Raw genomic sequence first — 17,377 nt, 5'->3', positions numbered from 1 at the left:
TTGCTCCCTTTTTTATTGGAAAGGAGCACAAATATGAATTATAGGTTACGGGATCCACCATTAGTGTATGAATTGAATGCAATACAAAAAGGAGGAAAAGTTTGTGAAAATATTAAAAAAAGCGAAAAGAAATATATATCGTTTTGTTGTGACAATGATGGCGATGATTATAGCAATAGGAAATTTTGATTTCACAACTATAAAAGCAGCGACTGGTTCAGTAACAGTAAAAAATGCAATTAACTATTCTTACAATGTAACAAGTGCGAATGGATATTCCGCTTGGGGAGCTAATTTCCAGCATATTTATGCAGATGGAGAAATAGCGTTTTGTGTTCAACCAGAAGTGGTAGTACAGACAGGTGCTAATTATTCATCTTCAAGTTATACAAGTACCTCAGCTGCACAAAGAAGATTATTAGAACAAATTGCTTATGTAGGATGGGAATTATCTGGTAAAACAGATGAAGATTATGTTGCTACCCAGCTGATGATTTGGGAAACATTAGGAACAAAGATCAATAGCACTTCATATACTGGCTATACTGCGAAAAAGAAATCTATTCAAGATAAGGTGAATAAACTATTTTATTCGTATCCATCTTTTAGAAATCAAAATCTAACTTTGAATGTAGGAGAAAGTATAACATTAACAGATACAAATGGAGTATTCAGTAATTATTACCTTGATACTAAAAGCAGTGGAATCACTGTTTCAAAATCTGGAAATAAGTTAACGATCACTGCCACCGCAGCTGCGCCAGAAAACGCAACTGTATCGTATCAATTAGTAAAAGATAATTATGTTGGTACATCTTTGTTATATTCTTCGTCAATCTCACAAAATGTAGCTGTATTTAAACAAGAAGATCCAAGAAGTTTCAATATCAATATCACAGTAAATAAATATGGATCTTTAAAGATTGCAAAACAGGATGAAGATGGAACACTTGTTCCGAATACTTCTTTTAAGGTTTCTGCAAATAATGATATGAGCAATCCGATCGGCACTTATACAACAGGAAATGATGGAACAGTAACGATCAATGATCTGCTGCCGGCAACCTATTATGTGCAGGAAACAGCTGTCCCTGATCATTTGGTGCTAGATTCTACCATTCATCAAGTAACCGTACAAGCGAATCAAACAGCATCCTTTACTGCACAGAACAATTGGAAAAAAGGAAAAGTGTTGATCCGCAAAACGGACAAAGAATCTGGAAAGCAAGTAGCTGGTGCAGTATATGCTATCTACAATGCAAATACGAATCAAGAGGTTGCTAGAATCACTACTTTAGCCAATGGATATGCATCCAGTGATTATCTTCGTTTTGGCGACTATTATGTAAAAGAAGTAATCGCACCAGATGGCTATATTTTGAATGATACGAAATATCCAGTAACAATTACTGAAAATGAACAAAAGATCGAAGTCAATGGTGTAGATGAACGAGTACGAGGAACAATCAATATTGAAAAAAAGGATAGTATTACTGGTAATACTGCACAAGGAGAGGGAACACTTGTCGGTGCAAAGTATGGACTATATGCAAGAGAGAATATATTAGATCCAGCGGATCATTCTGTTATTTACAATGCAGATGAACTCGTTTCTGAATTAACGATCAACAATCAACACAAAGCAAGTATTTCAGATCTATACTTAGGAAAATATTACTTAAAAGAAATCGAAGCCAGTGAAGGATATACATTGGATGAAACAGAGTATGATGTCGTTTTATCTTATCAAGGACAAACGACAGCAACTGTAACGGTCAATCAGATTGTAAAAGAAAAAGTAAAATCACAGGCATTTCAGATCATCAAAGTTTCAGACAATGGCAGTGGGGAAGCTGATATTTTAAAAGGTGTTGAATTTACAATTAAAGCACAAAAAGATATCGATCAATATGGTAGCTGGGAAGATGCACCAATTGCAAAGAACGCTCAAGGAAAAGAAGCATCCATATTAGTAACGGATTCAAAAGGATATGCCGTATCGGATGAATTGCCTTATGGAACATATGTTGTGCGAGAAACAAAAGTGCCAGCTGATCATTATGCTGTTGACGATTTTACGGTAGTGATCGATGAGGATAGCAGAGATCCGCAGGCATGGAGAATACTGAATGATGAAAAATTCCGTGCAGTAATTGAAATCGTAAAATTAGATGCAGATACAGGCAAAACAATTCAACTTGAAGGAGCATCCTTTAAGATTAAAAATCTGACTACAAATGAATATGTCGGATATTGGGAATGGACTCCATTACCTCATTATGTGGATCAGTGGACAACATCAGAAGATGGAGTGGTAATGACTGGTGATGTTCTTGATCCGGGAGAATACCAATTAGAAGAAGTCAAAGCACCGAATGGCTATGTGCTAAATACAGAGCCAGTGAAGTTTAAAATCACAATGAATACCGCTTATGAAACCTTACCAGATGGAACAACTCCTTTGATCACAGTAAAAATGAGCGATCAAGCAGTCAAAGGACAGATTCAGATTGAAAAACGTGGTGAAGTATTAACGGACTATAAAGATGGTCAATTTATTTACGAGGAACGTGGTATTGAGGGAATGACTGCAAATATCATCGCCAGCGAAGATATTCTTGATCCATCGAACGATGGTACAGTTTTATATTCAGCAGGAACGATTGTCGATACCGTTACGACTGGATCAGATGGCAAGGTTCTTTCAAAAGAACTTCCATTGGGCAAATATATGATTCATGAAATTCAAGCGCCGAATGGCTATGTATTAACTAATGAAGTGAAATATGTCGAATTAACTTACAAAGATCAAACTACGCCTGTAGTATTCAGTGATCTTCAAACCTATCTGAATGATCGTCAAAAAGTATCTGTAACTGCTACTAAGTTAGATGCAGAAACAAAAGAAAAGCTGCAAGGTGCAGAAATCAGCTTATATGCAAATAGAAAAGTATATAACTATGATGGCGAAGTAATCTTAGAGCCAAATGATTTAGTAGCAACAGCCATTACTAATGAAAATGGAGAAGCAGTATTCGATGTAGATCTGCCAATGGATCTAACACCAGAATATGCTGTTGATCCATTAGAAGATGATGCGTTTGGTGTTATGTATGATGATGGAATCCGCTATGAAGGTAATCTGAACTCATTGTGGTATGTTCAGGAAACAAAAGCACCACAAGGATATGTAAGTGGTGGAACTATTCGCCATTTGTTCGATTCAAAATATACAGATCAAAATCAGTCTGTACAAGAATTTGCATTTGAGTTTCAAAATGAACGAACACAAGTACAAATAACTAAAACAGATATTACAGGTGAAAAAGAACTGATAGGGGCTCATCTGCAGATAGTAGATGCTCATAACAATATTGTAGATGAATGGATCTCAGATGGTACAGCACACATTGTAGAAAAACTGGTAGTTGGAGATACATATCGCTTGGTAGAGGTAGAAGCACCACTTGGATATGAAATTGCAAAAGACATCCAGTTTACAATATCGGATACAAGTGAAGTTCAGAAGATTCAGATGAAGGATGATTTAGCAAAATATCATATTGATATATTGAAAGTTGATTATTATGACCAAGCTAGAGCCTTACCATTCGCTGAATTTACAATGTATGCAGATAAAGACTGTACTAAGGTTATTGACGTGCAGAAAGGCGGAAAAGATGGAATAGCGAGGTTTGATGGAATTGAGTATGGAAGTACAGTTTATATTAAAGAAACTGGAGCTCCTATTGGATATCAATTAAGTGATGAGGTCGTTGAAGTTACTATAGATGAGAATTGGATCTCCAGTGATCATACACGTGTAATCATTTATCCAGATATGCCACTACCAGAAAGTGGTGGTACTGGAACAACAAATACAACAACATTCTGGGTATTCCTTGGTACAGGAGCATTATTGGCAGCGCTAATTATGTATCGCCGTCGTGAAACCCATGACTAAAAAGCAATATGCAGTATTTTTTGCAGCAATCATATTAATATGTAGTCTTTTGACTTGGTATCTTCTTTTGCGACAACCGACAAAAGATGAATTAAACATAACTTTTGTCGATAAAAATACCTTCAAAGTAGGAAAGGAGATTGATCCGGTTGATCTGGTTAAATCTTCCTCCTCTGCGAAGATTTTATATCCCACGATTGATAGTAGTCAGCCAGGAGAAAAAAATTTACTTTACATAGCTGTTGGGGAGCATGGAGAACAAAAGGAATTTATGAAAAAAATAACGATTATTTCTGTTAAGCCTCCACTGTTAAAACTGGCAAAAGAAGAAGTGACAATAACAGAAGGAGATCCTTTTGATCCAAAAGAGTACATTGAAAAAGCCGTGTATATCTATGATGGAGAGTTAGAAGTAGCGATCAGCGGAAATTATGATTTGAATAAGGTGGGTACTTATACCATTACTTATACGGTTAAAAATAGCAGCAATTTAAAGACAGTTAAAACATTAAAGTTAATAGTAATTGCGAAGAAACAAAATAATAATGAAACTTCAGACAAGGAAGAAGGATCTACGGTAATAAGTGACTCATCAAAAGAAACTGATTCTCAAAATGTACCAGAGACTGGTACATCTAATCAGCCAATAATAACTCAAAAACAGTGGTATGTTGCGCAAGGATATGGATTCGAAGATGCAAGAACAGATTGTATGGCTGCCGGAAAGCAGAGTGGAGCAGGGACATACAGCTGCAAGGTAATTATGGACGAAAATGGTATTGCTGTTGGGTATGAGTTGGTTAATTAAAAATGTACCAGAGACTGGTACAAAAGTGAAGGATGTGAGGGTAGATAGTGATGTTGTCTTATTATAAACAGTTATTTGATTCATTCAAAAAAATATATCCGGAATGTTATCAAGAAATCATTCAGCGCTACCTTTTTCTTAAATTGGATTATCATCAGAAGAATAAAGCTTTAAGCATTGTAGAAATATTAGGACATCTACGAAATTTTGAAAATGATCCATTGAATCAAAAAGTTTATGCAGACCTTTATTCTGTATATGGAAATAGCAAATTTTTAACAAAGAATCTAACCGTTCAGCAAATGCAATATATTTGTGAACGATATTTGCAAGGGTTGCAAGAGCTTGGAAAGGAGTATGGATGTGTTATTTAAAAAAATACATAAAGCGAACGATTTCTCGGATGATAGAGAGAAAGAATTGACAGTTAAAGAAAAGATAAATGATGGAGAAGAACTAGAAAACCGTTTGCAGAAAGAAATAAAAAAGATGAAGCGAATACTGATCTGGTCCCTGTCAAGTGGACATGTTTAATAAGTAAAAAGTCTTGCCCAATTAGTATCATGCTGATTGGGCTTTGTTTTTTAGGGGGGAATGTGACCAATCATGTGTAAGTAATATTCGACAGGTTTTGACCCGTGAAAGTCGAATGGTGTCACCTGACCTTTGTCCTCGTCCCTTAAGCCGGTATGATCATTGAGTTGATTTCATGCCGGCTTTTTTTCGTTTTTTATTACATATCATTCTTCACTGCTGTCCATGATCCTGAGCTGATTGATGATCAGGTCCCAGTTCCTGCACCTCTGTGTCCATCTGCTGCTCAGATTCTGAATAGCCAGATACAGCATCTTCCTCAAGCTGTCATCATTAGGGAATACATTCTTTGTCTTTGTCACTTTTCTGAATTGTCGGTTTAGTCCTTCGATCGCATTTGTCGTATAGATGATCTTTCGGATTTCCACGGGATAATCGAAATACGTGCTTAGTATGTCCCAATTTTCTTCCCAGCTATGCACCGCTGTTGGATATTGTTTCTCCCATTTTTCACTGAATGTCGCCAGCTGGCTCATGGCCTGTTCTTCTGTATTTGCCTGATATACCTGCTTGAGATCTTTCATAAATTCCTTGATGTGTTTATAGCTCACAAAACGTGTGCTGCTGCGGATCTGGTGAATGATGCATCTCTGTATCCTTGCTTTGGGATAAACAGCCGTGATTGCTTCTTTGAAGCCGGTAAGGCCGTCTACGCAGAACAAAGAAACGTTCTGTACCCCTCTGCTTTTCAGCTCATTCAATACGCCCATCCAGTATTTGGCCGATTCGCTGGCACCTACCCATAAGCCAAGGACCTCTTTGATTCCGTCCTCATTGATTCCCAGGATCACATAGGCAGCCTTTGTCACCACTTGATGATCTTCACGGATCTTGTAATGGATGGCATCCATGAATACGAAGGGATAGCAGGCTTCTAAAGGGCGATCCTGCCATTGTTTCACCTCAGGAAGGATACGCTCACTGATCTTGCTTACAAGTCCTTCCGATATCTCCACGTCATATAGACCTTTGATCTGCTCCTTGATCTCACGGGTAGACATGCCAGCAGCATAAAGGGACAGGATACGTTCCTCGATACCATCTGCATTGCGCTGATACTTTGAGATGATCTTTGGTTCGAATTCTCCGTTGCGGTCTCTGGGGACATTGACCTCCACTTCACCCAGCTGTGTTTTCATCGTCCTTTTAACGGAACCGTTGCGATAATTCTTTTTAGCATCATCATTTCTTCTTTCCGCATGTTCATAACCGAGATGCTGATCCATTTCAGCTTGTAATGTTTGTTCGAGGACATCGGCGAACATGCTCTTCATGCAGTCCATGATATCCTTGGTAGATGTAAACTTTTGTTCATTGATCAGATCCTTGATCTGTTGTGTCGAAATAAAAGATGTGTTCATGTCGAATTCCTCCTGATAAGATCGTTATTCATCTTCATTCTTACCTGTTTTCAACTATTTACACATCTTTTTCTACATTCTCTTTTAGGGTCTCTTTATATTTTGCTATTTTTGGATTATATGCAATTGGATATTTTTTAGGTGCCTTATTATTGAACGCCTCCTCTCTTACTTCCATAGGAGCTTTGGAATCGAATCTAGCTTGATAACGTCGATTGTTATAAAAATCAATGTATTTGCTAATTGCTTGAATTAAATCTTCCTTTGTATGGATCTCATACATTCGGTACATCTCTGTTTTAATGATACCCCATAATCCTTCTGTTGGACCATTGTCTAAACAACAGGCTACCCTGGACATCGATTGTACCATTCCATAATTTTTCAATTTGTTCTGGAATAATGGACTGGTATATTGATATCCCCGGTCCGAATGAAATAGAGGATGTGTGTCAGGATATTTCTCAATTGCCTTATTAAGCGTATCGAATACAAGCGCATTATCATTTCGGTTACTGATTGACCAAGCTATGATCGAACGGTCATACAGATCTAAAAATGCACTAAGATATATTTTCTCTGTTGAATGCGGGACCTTGAATTCCGTTACATCCGTTGTCCATTTTTCATTCGGCTTTGACGCTTCAAATTCGCGGTGAAGTACATTCTCTACTGTTTGGTTTGCTTTGTTTGCCACTGTGCAGCACGTTCTTGTTCTCCTGATGGATGAATGTACATCCATGATTTTCATGATTCGATGGATCCGTTTTGTATTGTAGTGCCTGTCATAATCGCGATTGATGTATAGGCGCATTCTGCGATATCCTAAGATACCACCGTATCTTTTATGGTAGCCTATGATGATTTCTGCCAATTCCATATCTTCCTGTTCATTGCTGGGTATGGAACGTTTCAGCCACTTATAGTATGCGGAACGCCTCGTATTCAAACGTTTGCACATCCATTGAATACTGTAATCCTTCTTCTTGTGAAGTTCCTTGACTGCTAGGTATTTTGCTTCGTTTTTCGTCTTAGAGAAGATCGCCTCCTTTCGATTTCTTGTACTTTTTTTAATAGATCGATCTCCATCTCCTTTTCTCTAAGCAGACGTTCAAGTATCCTGACCTTACGCTTTAATATTTCGTTATCGCTGAGCTCCTCATTCCTCTTGTGCTGTCCACGACGATCGACAAGTCCGTCTTCTCCATATGACTGATATTTCTTGACCCACTGATAGACCTGCGTATAAGAGACATCGAATACCTCGGCTGTTTGTTTATAGTTGTTCCCGTGTTCCAGACAATGATTTACGATTTCCATGCGTTCTGCCAGCGTTGTCTTTCTAGTGCGATCTTTCATATATACCTCCGGCTGAGGATCATAATCCTTAAGCTCTTCGAGGTCATTATACTTCTTGATCCATTTTCTTAGGGTAGTAGATGAAGGAATTTTATATTTAATTATCAGATCATTAATGGTACCTTCTTTGTTGAAATAAGCTTCCACCACTTGTTGCTTAAACTCTTTCGTATAGGTTGCATTATGTAAACTTGTCTGTAAACCACTTACACCATTTGCCTGATACATCTTTGACCATAGTCGTATAACGGTTACACCAACATCAAATTCTTGAGACAGTTCTCTTACACTTTTCTTTCCACCTAAATACTGTTCACAAATATTCGCTTTTTGTTCAACTGATAATTTTGGTTTTCTCCCCATAGAAAAATCCCACCTCCATAGAACCACGTTTATTTATTTCGTGTGTCCACTTTAGTGGGATCATATCACACAGCGATTAAAAGGTTTTTTGTATTATTGCTTAATACTTATCGTTGTGATCGGTTCAATCAAAGGTCTGTTGATTAGCACAAAAGAATCACCCTATGCGTTAGCTATCAACGATTATTCTTTTGTTGATTCATACATATCTAATTATTTTCAATTTCCTCAAGATGAAAGCACTAATGCTTATCTGAACAGCAATGCATTGGATGGAAATTGGAAAGCAGATTATGGATTAGGAGAGGTGCAATCGGCAAAAGTAACTAACACGGACATTTATCGTGTTGAACAATCAGATGAAGCTTTTAATTATTATGCGCACATAAATTTAAAAGTAGATACCAAAGAAAAATCACAAGATCTAGGTGCAAATGTGAAACTAAAAGTTATTCGTAATGGAGAAAGTTACTTAGTAATCGCTCCAATAACTATGAATTATACAGATTCTCAAAGTATGAGTGATGAATTAAAAAAAACATATGCAGTTGATCACGCTTTAGAAGGAACAGAATGTGATGATTCAAAAAAAGAAGAATTAAAAACAACAATACAGTTATTTTTAACAACATATGCCAGCGATTATACACAGGCTAGATTGTTGATGAATAATCCATCAGAGTTGGATCCACTAGATGCAACAACAACTATTAAGATCGAAAATTTTGGAAGTATTCGAGAAAATAACGACGAGTATATCGTGGATGTAAGCGTGTTAGTTAGCAGTTCAGATTTAATACAACAAAGACAAACAATCCGATTTAGGATTGATCAGGCAACAAATAAAATTTTAGACATGGAGGAATATTAATATGGATTTTTTAAATATGCCAGGATTTACAGTTTTCTATTATTTGATTTTAGTAATCGTATGGTTGAGCTTAATTATGTGGCTGGTAAGAAGTGCAAGTAATTCATTAAAAAGAACAGGTGGAAAAATATCGTCAGTGATTGATGAGATCGCCATCGGAATCGTGGTCTCGGCTGGCTTTCTTTTAGTTGGAAGCTTACCGCCTACAACAGTATTTAATTTTTTAAAAACCCCGATTACTTGGATTTTTGATTTAGTGCTGCAGATTTTACGATTTGTTGGAGTAAAAGTATGAGCATTAAATCTTCCTATAATTATACGTTAGTTGAACGACATAAACAGAAAATTTATATACCATATGTAGGATTTGAATTTTCTGGATGGTCAGTAGTAATCGGAATGATATTAGGAGTATTAATTGGTTTACCTATATTAGGCTTTCCACTTTCATTGATATTTGGCGATTTTGGGTTTGTGATTGCAGTAGCTCTTACAGTACTGCTTGAGGTGATTACTGTTACATTTGCAACTGAAATTGATCGAGAATCTGGAAAGAATCGTTTACTTACATTTTTCTATACATCCATCAAAAAATACAGAATTGTTTATGACATGCATGGAAATAGACATTATTTATCAAAAAGAAAAGAGGGAGTGATCCATTATGTTTGTGGAGAAAATATACACATATGGGGAAGGAAACATCGTCTCACATGAAGACTGTGTAGGGTATTACTACTGGATAAAGCCAATTAATAGTTTATATGCTAGTGATACCCAATTGCAGACATTGGTTGAGACTCTTAAGGAGAAAATTTTAGCAATCAATATGCCTGGGGCAATATACATATTGCCTAAAAAGGTGAGCAAGAAAGAAATATTACAAACATATAAATCACTTTACAAGGATAATCAAAGGCAAGAAATGAATAAATTGGCTAAAAGCGTATTAAAAGACGTGAGCGAACAGTTGAAAGAGAAAATACGTTATCGTTATCGAATCTGTGTAGTATTTACCGATAATAGAGAGCCATTACGCAGAAGGTTTTATGCAGATCTATTAAAGCATCAAAACATCAAGATGGATCATCGTACATCTAGTTTATGTGAGATTGTAGATGAACAAATTTATAAAAAACTAGCATCAAATTTATCAGTAGATCGTTTAACAGAGCAAGATATTGAAGAATTTCATAATTATTTGGCGCTTCCAGTTGATTCTGAAAAGAAAGTAGAGGAGTATTACACGACGCCTCAACCAACTTATTTGCAGCAAGAATATATCAGTAAAGGAGATGATCAATTTACTTCGATTTATACTCGTACATTGATTGCTGAACGGATCGAATATCTTTCTGTGAAAGTAAATAGTGCAAATACTGTTGTTAATAAGATACAAGAGTATGACTATCCAGTAGATACCATTGTGAAATTTGATTTAGAGCATACGCAAGCATTTCGTAGAAATATGACCAGTAAACGAGAGGATATCAGAAAAAGTGCAAAAAGATATTATAATCTTTCGGATCGGCAAGACGTAGATGCAAAAAAGGCAATCGAATTGGCAAAGATAGGAGAAAATGCTGATCCTAGTATCGAAGAGAGTAAGCTCCGCTGGCAAATGTTATTTAGGTTAAGAGCTGATAATGAATCGATGCTTAATAAAAGAACGGATCGTATGCGTAAACGGTTTGAAGGAAAACATGTTCCATTAACTTATGCAATCGGGGAACAAGAACGATTGGCACGTCATCTTTTTCCATATAATAGCTGTTATCCTCACTACTTAAATTTGACAGATGTTTTGTATTTCGCAAGTTTTAATTTTTTTGGTGGCTTATATATTGGAGAGGAGTCAGGAGGAACGATTGCTACTTACACGAATCCTGCAGATCTTCCAATCCTTGTAGACGTGGAGGCTCCGATAAAAGGAAATGCAAAAAGTGCCTCGTCTACAATGATCTTTGCAGGAGAAACAGGAGCAGGGAAATCACAAATCGCCAATAACTTTGTGATGACATCTATGATCTTTTATGGACATAAAACTTTGAACATCGATCCTAAAGGGGATCGAATGGAACTTATAAATACATTAAATCGATATGGAGATATAGCTTCACATCTGATCATTGGTGACAAAGATTCTCCTTCGGGCATGTTTGATGCTTTTCTCTTGCATCCAGATGATTCGATGGAGGCATTAGCATTAGCGAAGAACGATATCGTGAATTTATCGAGGGCAGTTAATCACAATCAAAAAGTGAATTTGCTATTGATAGATCAAGCATATGACCAAATGTGTTTGGCAAAAAAACATGGAAAGATCCACAGGTTTACAATGAGCTATCTGATCGACTATTTAATGGAGCTTGATCCAGAAGTAGCCAGCAATGTTAAATCATTAAAAAAGGATCCAATGGCACGATTATTCTTTGGAGAAGAAACAACAGACGTTGATTCGGTATTTCGTTTGGATCGTCCATATAACCTTGTTACCTTTGCAAAATTGCCAGTATTTTCTCAACAAGGAGGCTATGTTTATCATGAAGAAGATCTAGAACATCGCATCTATGCGTTGATCATTGGAAAAACAACAGAAATTACGAATCGATTTATTCGAATGGAAAAAGGAAAACCAAAAACCTTATTAATTGATGAAGCCAAACTTTGGTCTACTGTACCGGGTGGAATCGATGTATTGATTAATAATAATTTAATTGCTCGTTCTGAAATGATGAATCTACTGATCATACTACAAAATTGGAGCGATCTTCCGGATTCGATCATAAACAATACTGGACAATTCTTCATAGGCAGCATGAAGAGCAAGCAAGAGATAGAATTAATTCTCAAACATTTTGATTTAACAAGTAATTCAGCTCTCAGTGGATTGTTGATGGATAGAACAAAAGATGAAGGACTCAGTGAAACAAAAAAGTACAATTTTCTATACGTTGATTACAATAACAGAAAGTGTATGACGAAACTGAAATTTTTAAATACGTTCTCAAAAGCATTTTATACATTGAAAAAAGACAACAAGCAAAAGCATGCTGTAGTGGGAGATGAGCCGGCATGAGTATAAAAGTAAAACGTATATTTCTTGTGATTGGCATTCTTTTTGCATTAAGTGTGCCTGTACATGTTGATGCAGCAGATCATTTTATAAAAGTACAATCTACTTTACGTTCAGAACAGGGAACTTCTTCAAATGGTGACTTTATAACAGGTGCTTTAGGCAGTTTAGATGAAAATACTGCTGCACAGGAAAGTAATGAAAATTATATGCGTAATTTCTATAATTCTACGCAAACAGTAATGACGGAAGGGTTGAATCTATTTCGACCACATACAATTGTTATGACACTATTAAATGTGATTACAATGTTGTTGGAATTATTAGGAAGCGTGATTACATTCTTTGTTATGGTTCTGTATAACTTCGTAAGCAGTACATTTATGATGACGGTCGTTGATACGATTTTGAAATCTATAGAATCAGTGGTCTTTAATTGGTCAGATTATAATTCTTGGATTATAAAAGTAGTCGTTTTAGTTACCTTGGTCGGTATCCTATATCAATTGATTAAAAATTTCACTAAATTACATGGATACAAACAAATCATGCAAGTAATTCTTTCTGGTTTTTTATCGATGTTTTTGATTATCTTTATTGGACAAAATGGAAGAAAGATCATGTTTTCTATGGAGAGCCTGGCGCAAGATGTTCTGGTCGAAACTTTTGTTTTCGATGGTCAATCGGAGAATATGGAAATTGCTAATAAAGAAAATATATATGAAATTATGCAGCTGCAGCCATTTATGTTAAGACATTTTGGAACTGTCTCTTATGATGCGATTGCTGCATCTGCCAATCAAAGCAAGGAAGATGCAGAAACTAGAGTACAAACGCTATTAGATGATCCAACGGAAAATAATGCAAGGATAGAATTAAATGATTTTAATAACACAGCGATTTCTCATGATATCGCTAGTTGTTCGCAAGTTTTATTTCTTTCATTCATGGGTCTTGTACATCGTGGTTTGATTGGATTGGTAATTGCCATTTTAGCAATTGGAGTTGGTATAGTTAAATTATTAAAAGTTCTATTAATGTTTTTAAGCGTATATCAATTACTATGGTGGATGATTCGAAGAACGCATCGAGCAAGGCAATGGTTTTTAGATCGCATGACCTGGAGCATATTATCGATTGGAGTAGATTTGCTATTTAATATCGCAATGTATTTTGTGATGGAGGCATGCGTGAAAGTTTCTGCTATACATCCATTGCTTATGATTGCATTCGATGTTCTTCTTCTAGTTCTTTGCATTTATGCAGCAAAAAATATCAGTACCATTGGAGCAAAATTAAGAGAATCTGGAGAAATTTTACAGGCAGCATTAGTTGGTCAATCACCTAGCCAATCTTTCTCTCACCTATCTGGAAAGAACAGTCAAACTTCAATTGATTCTGCAAATGAAGAAAGTAGTGTATCTGAGGATGGTAATTATTTAGATGAAACTGAGTCAGAAAGTTTAAACCAAGAGGATCTTTCCGATCAAGATAATGACATCTTTAATGATGAAGAAATGAACGATGGAGATGCGGCAGACGAAGCAGGAGAGAATGCCGAAGATAATAAGCTGTTTGATGAATCTACAGCTTTGGATGATGAATTAAGTCAAAGTGAAGAAAATGCTAAAAATGCAGAAGATCAAAATCATGATGCAGATTCAAATTTATCAGAAGAAATTGACGATGAAGAAATGGTAACGCAAGCAGAAATGTTGCAAGGAGAACAGGAAGCAGATTCGGGAAATACATATGACAAATCTTTTGAGTTGGATGATAAAGAATCAGATGAGACAATCCCATCAGAAATGGATTCATTAGAAGAAGATACCGAAGAAAATTTAAGTGATATTCCAGATAACGTGTTGGAAGATGAGACTGATCTCGATCTAGATATCATAGATGATGCAAATGAAGATGAAATAGAAAGTGATAGCAATTCAACTGTACAGACAATTGAATCAGATATAGATTCTCCAGATGCGTCAGATAGTACGAATGAAAGACAAGAGATCAATGAAGAAAGTATAGAGTCTTTAGAAGAACAGAATAATTCACAAGAAGAACAAAAGGATATTGAGGAAGAAACAGAGATGGAGGAAATCAATAATGAAATGGATACGTAGATCGTTATTGATCTTCTTCCTATTTCCATTGTTAGCATTATTTTCTATTTTGCTCGTTTCTGGTGGCGGTGTGAGCAATGCGCAAAGCAATGACAGTATTGATCGTGTATCTACTTTAAATGTTCAAGTAGAGAACTATCGAATGACTGTGAAAGAGATAGCAGCAGATAATGGTATGGAGGAATATGTAGATCTTATATTAGCTGTTATGCAGATTGAGTCTGGAGGGAATGGTAATGATCCTATGCAAGCGAGTGAAGGTCCATTTAATTTTCGATATCCGCACTTGCCAAATGCAATTTTAGATCCAATATATTCTATAGAGTGTGGTATTAAAGAGTTAAAGTCATGCTTAGAGCTTGCAAACGTAAAAAATCCACAAGATCTAGAAGCGATTAAAATTGCTTTGCAAGGTTATAACTTTGGAAATGGATATATTTCATGGATCCAAAAGAATGGTGGAAAGTGGTCTTTAGAGTCATCAAATGAATTTGCAAAACTACAATGTGAACTTCTTGGCTGGAGCTCTTATGGGGATCCGCATTATGCTGCAAAAGTAATGTCGTATTATACATATTCGCTCATCGTAGTTGCAGAGGGGGATTTCATTATACCCATGAGAGATGCAGTAGTTACTTCTGATTATGGTGGTCGTGATTTAGACACATTTCATTATGGATTGGATCTTTCTGCTGGATATGGAGCAACAATCTATGCACCAATAGATGCAATTGTACATAAAGCTAGTTCAAGTTGTGAGTCGAATGGAGGTTATTATGGGAATTATTGTCCTTTTGATCAAGCAGCAGGAGCAGGGAATTATATACAATTAGAAATTCACTATGATGAGCGTGTTTTATATATGACTCTAGCACATATGGAAAATATATATGTTAATGAGGGTCAGCAAGTGGTTCAAGGACAAGCAATAGGGACACAAGGCAATAGTGGAAATTCAACAGGATCCCATTTGCATATTGAGATCCATGAAGATACTGCAGGTTCTCTGGGAACTTCTAATAAAATAATCGATCCAACTAAATTGTTTAAAGAATTGGGGTGAACATAATGAAAAAACATATGATCATTTTATTGATTATGTTAATGATGAGTGGATGCAGCACACAGAGAGATCTTTCTTCAAAAGATATAGATTCGAAGAAAGAAGATGTTTATCAAAATACTATATCTGAAGAGAAAGAAGATACTAATCAAAAAAATATTGATCTTTTGAAACGGTATGTAAGTGTAGTATATGAGAGCAAAAATGAGAAAAAAAGGGATCAAGAATTAAATAGCATCATTAGCAGTTCTTTATTTGATAAAATAGCCGTTAAAGATGCTCAGATTGACAATCAAGATTATCAAACGGAGATAGATGATTCAACTTTTTATTCAAATGATGATGGAGCATTAGCTATTTTCACTCTAATTTCAACAAGTAAAATATCAGTTACCAGGCAAACATACCTATTACAGGTATCAATAAAAGATCAGCGTATCAATGAAATTTTGCGAATGGAATTACTTGAAAAATAGAGGTGAGAAGAATATGCCAGAAGAAGATATGAAGAAAATAATAAATCAATACAAAGAAGATGATGAGTATAAATACATGCTATTAGATCGTTTGCGAGGAGATTGTGATTACTATTTGGGTTTTGGAAGAAGAAATGAAAAAAATCTATGGTCTGGCAATGTGAAAGATCCTATTTTAGATATGAAACTTTTATATGAAAGTTTTCCGGATGATAAGAAACCTACATGGATTACGATGGAAGAAATAAAACGATATGAAAAAGAAATGGTGAATGATTTTCATATAGAAGCTAGCGACATTATAGAAGAAGTTCATCACATTTATCAACAAACGCTGGATTGGATGCTGTATCAGTTTCATCTGTCTGAGGAACAGATACCATCAACACTGAAGCAAAGACTTTCCATTGATGAAAATATCGTTGATCAACTAACTGCTCTACATTGTGAAAATGACTATCAGAGATTCATGTCAGATATAGAAAAATATTATCAAGAACAGATTATGAACAGGGTGAAACACATAATCGATCAACGAGATAAGTTGATTGGAAAAAGAGCTATTTATGGTTATCGAGATAAAGAGTTTGCAATTGCATGTATTATCATAGATGTTCGTTATTTCAATGATGAGCAAGTTTTAATTTGTCGTAGTGAAGATACAGGGGATCGTTTGGAGGCTCCAGTTGAACTATTTGAAATGAGGTAAGGAATATGGATATGAATAAATTAAATCAACTGTATGAGTTGCAAGAAAAAATGCAGATGCTTGAATTGCAAGTGAATGAAACGGAGAACTTGGATCAACAAGAGCAATTGATGAAGGAAGCAGATCACTATTATGTAGAGTATTGGGAACTTCTTTGTCAAGGAGTAGACCGCTCTGTTCTTAAAGAAATCGAATACAGGATAGGAAAAGGGCATTTTACTGAACGAATCTATCTAGATACTTTATATGAGTTGATACAGAAATAGTGCTCTAATTCAAATGATTTATCCAATCAATTATAGTGCGAAAAAAGTTTAAAAAAGCTATGGGGTTTGGTATGGGGTTTGGTATGGGGTTTGGTATGGGGTTTGGTATGGGGTTTGCTATCGCACTTACACCATACGAAAAACGCAAAAAATCCGATGTTTATCGGGATATTTGACATCACTATGATTCAAATAGTATATAAAATATACCTTATTTTTACATTAAAAACTCACTAAATTTCTGATTATCTTTTCATAAGCTGGTAAATGTCGGTATAGCCTGTATTTTAGGGCTTTATCGGCATTTTCCTTTGGGAAGATACTCTGCATAAGCTGGCATT

General features: G+C 35.8%; 16 protein-coding genes. 13 read left to right on the top strand and 3 right to left on the bottom strand.

The annotated features are described in order from the left end of the window. The first annotated feature begins 103 nt into the window (after positions 1-103). From BQ9859_RS04600 to BQ9859_RS12425, 4 genes are read left to right on the top strand one after another with little or no spacing between them, the layout of a single operon-like run. On the top strand, positions 104-3,964 hold the full coding sequence (locus BQ9859_RS04600; RefSeq protein WP_075877065.1) for a SpaA isopeptide-forming pilin-related protein: 3,861 nt from the start codon (positions 104-106) through the stop codon (positions 3,962-3,964). Next, positions 3,957-4,772 (top strand): immunoglobulin-like domain-containing protein, encoded by an 816-nt coding sequence (locus tag BQ9859_RS04595; RefSeq protein WP_075877104.1) that lies wholly within the window; start codon positions 3,957-3,959, stop codon positions 4,770-4,772. The genes BQ9859_RS04600 and BQ9859_RS04595 overlap by 8 nt, the downstream gene beginning before the upstream one ends. A 50-nt stretch (positions 4,773-4,822) precedes the next feature. Then, complete coding sequence (locus BQ9859_RS04590; protein WP_075877064.1) at positions 4,823-5,146, top strand: hypothetical protein; 324 nt, start codon at positions 4,823-4,825, stop codon at positions 5,144-5,146. Next, entirely contained in the window at positions 5,136-5,306 is a 171-nt protein-coding gene (locus BQ9859_RS12425; RefSeq protein WP_154666054.1) for a hypothetical protein, read from the top strand. The genes BQ9859_RS04590 and BQ9859_RS12425 overlap by 11 nt, the downstream gene beginning before the upstream one ends. A 206-nt stretch (positions 5,307-5,512) precedes the next feature. Here the strand turns inward: BQ9859_RS12425 and BQ9859_RS04585 are convergent, their stop codons facing one another. Genes BQ9859_RS04585 through BQ9859_RS04575 form a run of 3 tightly spaced genes read right to left on the bottom strand, consistent with a single transcriptional unit; the run spans position 5,513 to position 8,449 of the window. After that, positions 5,513-6,727, bottom strand: coding sequence for an IS256 family transposase (locus BQ9859_RS04585; RefSeq protein ID WP_075877063.1), 1,215 nt, complete (start codon positions 6,725-6,727; stop codon positions 5,513-5,515). 58 nt (positions 6,728-6,785) lie between these two features. Continuing rightward, positions 6,786-7,769 carry an IS3 family transposase gene (locus BQ9859_RS04580; RefSeq protein WP_075877062.1) on the bottom strand — a complete coding sequence of 328 codons (984 nt, stop codon included), beginning with the start codon at positions 7,767-7,769 and terminating at the stop codon, positions 6,786-6,788. Next, positions 7,733-8,449, bottom strand: a complete 717-nt coding sequence (locus tag BQ9859_RS04575) for a helix-turn-helix domain-containing protein (RefSeq protein ID WP_075876200.1) — start codon at positions 8,447-8,449, stop codon at positions 7,733-7,735. Before BQ9859_RS04575 ends, BQ9859_RS04580 begins: the two co-directional genes overlap by 37 nt. Positions 8,450-8,564: 115 nt before the next feature. Between BQ9859_RS04575 and BQ9859_RS04570 the strand changes: the two genes are divergently transcribed. The 9 genes from BQ9859_RS04570 (at position 8,565) to BQ9859_RS04530 (ending at position 17,036) form a co-directional block, all read left to right on the top strand. Further along, complete coding sequence (locus tag BQ9859_RS04570) at positions 8,565-9,320, top strand: conjugal transfer protein (RefSeq protein ID WP_075877061.1); 756 nt, start codon at positions 8,565-8,567, stop codon at positions 9,318-9,320. A 1-nt stretch (position 9,321) separates the two neighbouring features. Further along, the gene (locus BQ9859_RS04565) at positions 9,322-9,615 is read left to right on the top strand and encodes a hypothetical protein (protein ID WP_075877060.1); all 294 of its coding nucleotides are present in this window, start codon (positions 9,322-9,324) and stop codon (positions 9,613-9,615) included. Continuing rightward, complete coding sequence (locus BQ9859_RS04560) at positions 9,612-10,037, top strand: hypothetical protein (RefSeq protein WP_075877059.1); 426 nt, start codon at positions 9,612-9,614, stop codon at positions 10,035-10,037. The genes BQ9859_RS04565 and BQ9859_RS04560 overlap by 4 nt, the downstream gene beginning before the upstream one ends. A gap of 208 nt (positions 10,038-10,245) precedes the next feature. Continuing rightward, a complete protein-coding gene (locus tag BQ9859_RS04555; RefSeq protein WP_235846393.1) occupies positions 10,246-12,399 on the top strand; it encodes an ATP-binding protein in 2,154 nt (717 codons plus the stop codon). Next, a complete protein-coding gene (locus BQ9859_RS04550) occupies positions 12,396-14,522 on the top strand; it encodes a midas domain-containing protein (RefSeq protein ID WP_075877057.1) in 2,127 nt (708 codons plus the stop codon). Before BQ9859_RS04555 ends, BQ9859_RS04550 begins: the two co-directional genes overlap by 4 nt. Then, positions 14,506-15,585, top strand: coding sequence for a lysozyme family protein (locus BQ9859_RS04545; protein ID WP_075877056.1), 1,080 nt, complete (start codon positions 14,506-14,508; stop codon positions 15,583-15,585). Before BQ9859_RS04550 ends, BQ9859_RS04545 begins: the two co-directional genes overlap by 17 nt. A gap of 5 nt (positions 15,586-15,590) precedes the next feature. Next, positions 15,591-16,061 (top strand): hypothetical protein, encoded by a 471-nt coding sequence (locus BQ9859_RS04540; RefSeq protein ID WP_075877055.1) that lies wholly within the window; start codon positions 15,591-15,593, stop codon positions 16,059-16,061. A 13-nt stretch (positions 16,062-16,074) separates the two neighbouring features. After that, positions 16,075-16,770 carry an LPD11 domain-containing protein gene (locus tag BQ9859_RS12515; protein WP_075877054.1) on the top strand — a complete coding sequence of 232 codons (696 nt, stop codon included), beginning with the start codon at positions 16,075-16,077 and terminating at the stop codon, positions 16,768-16,770. A gap of 5 nt (positions 16,771-16,775) precedes the next feature. After that, entirely contained in the window at positions 16,776-17,036 is a 261-nt protein-coding gene (locus tag BQ9859_RS04530) for a hypothetical protein (protein ID WP_075877053.1), read from the top strand. Positions 17,037-17,377: the final 341 nt, after the last annotated feature.

This window comes from Merdibacter massiliensis (assembly GCF_900155395.1).
GTDB lineage: Bacteria > Bacillota_I > Bacilli_A > Erysipelotrichales > Erysipelotrichaceae > Merdibacter > Merdibacter massiliensis.
The sequence above is the reverse complement of the archived record's forward strand: the minus strand, read 5'-3'. Positions and strand labels throughout refer to the sequence as shown.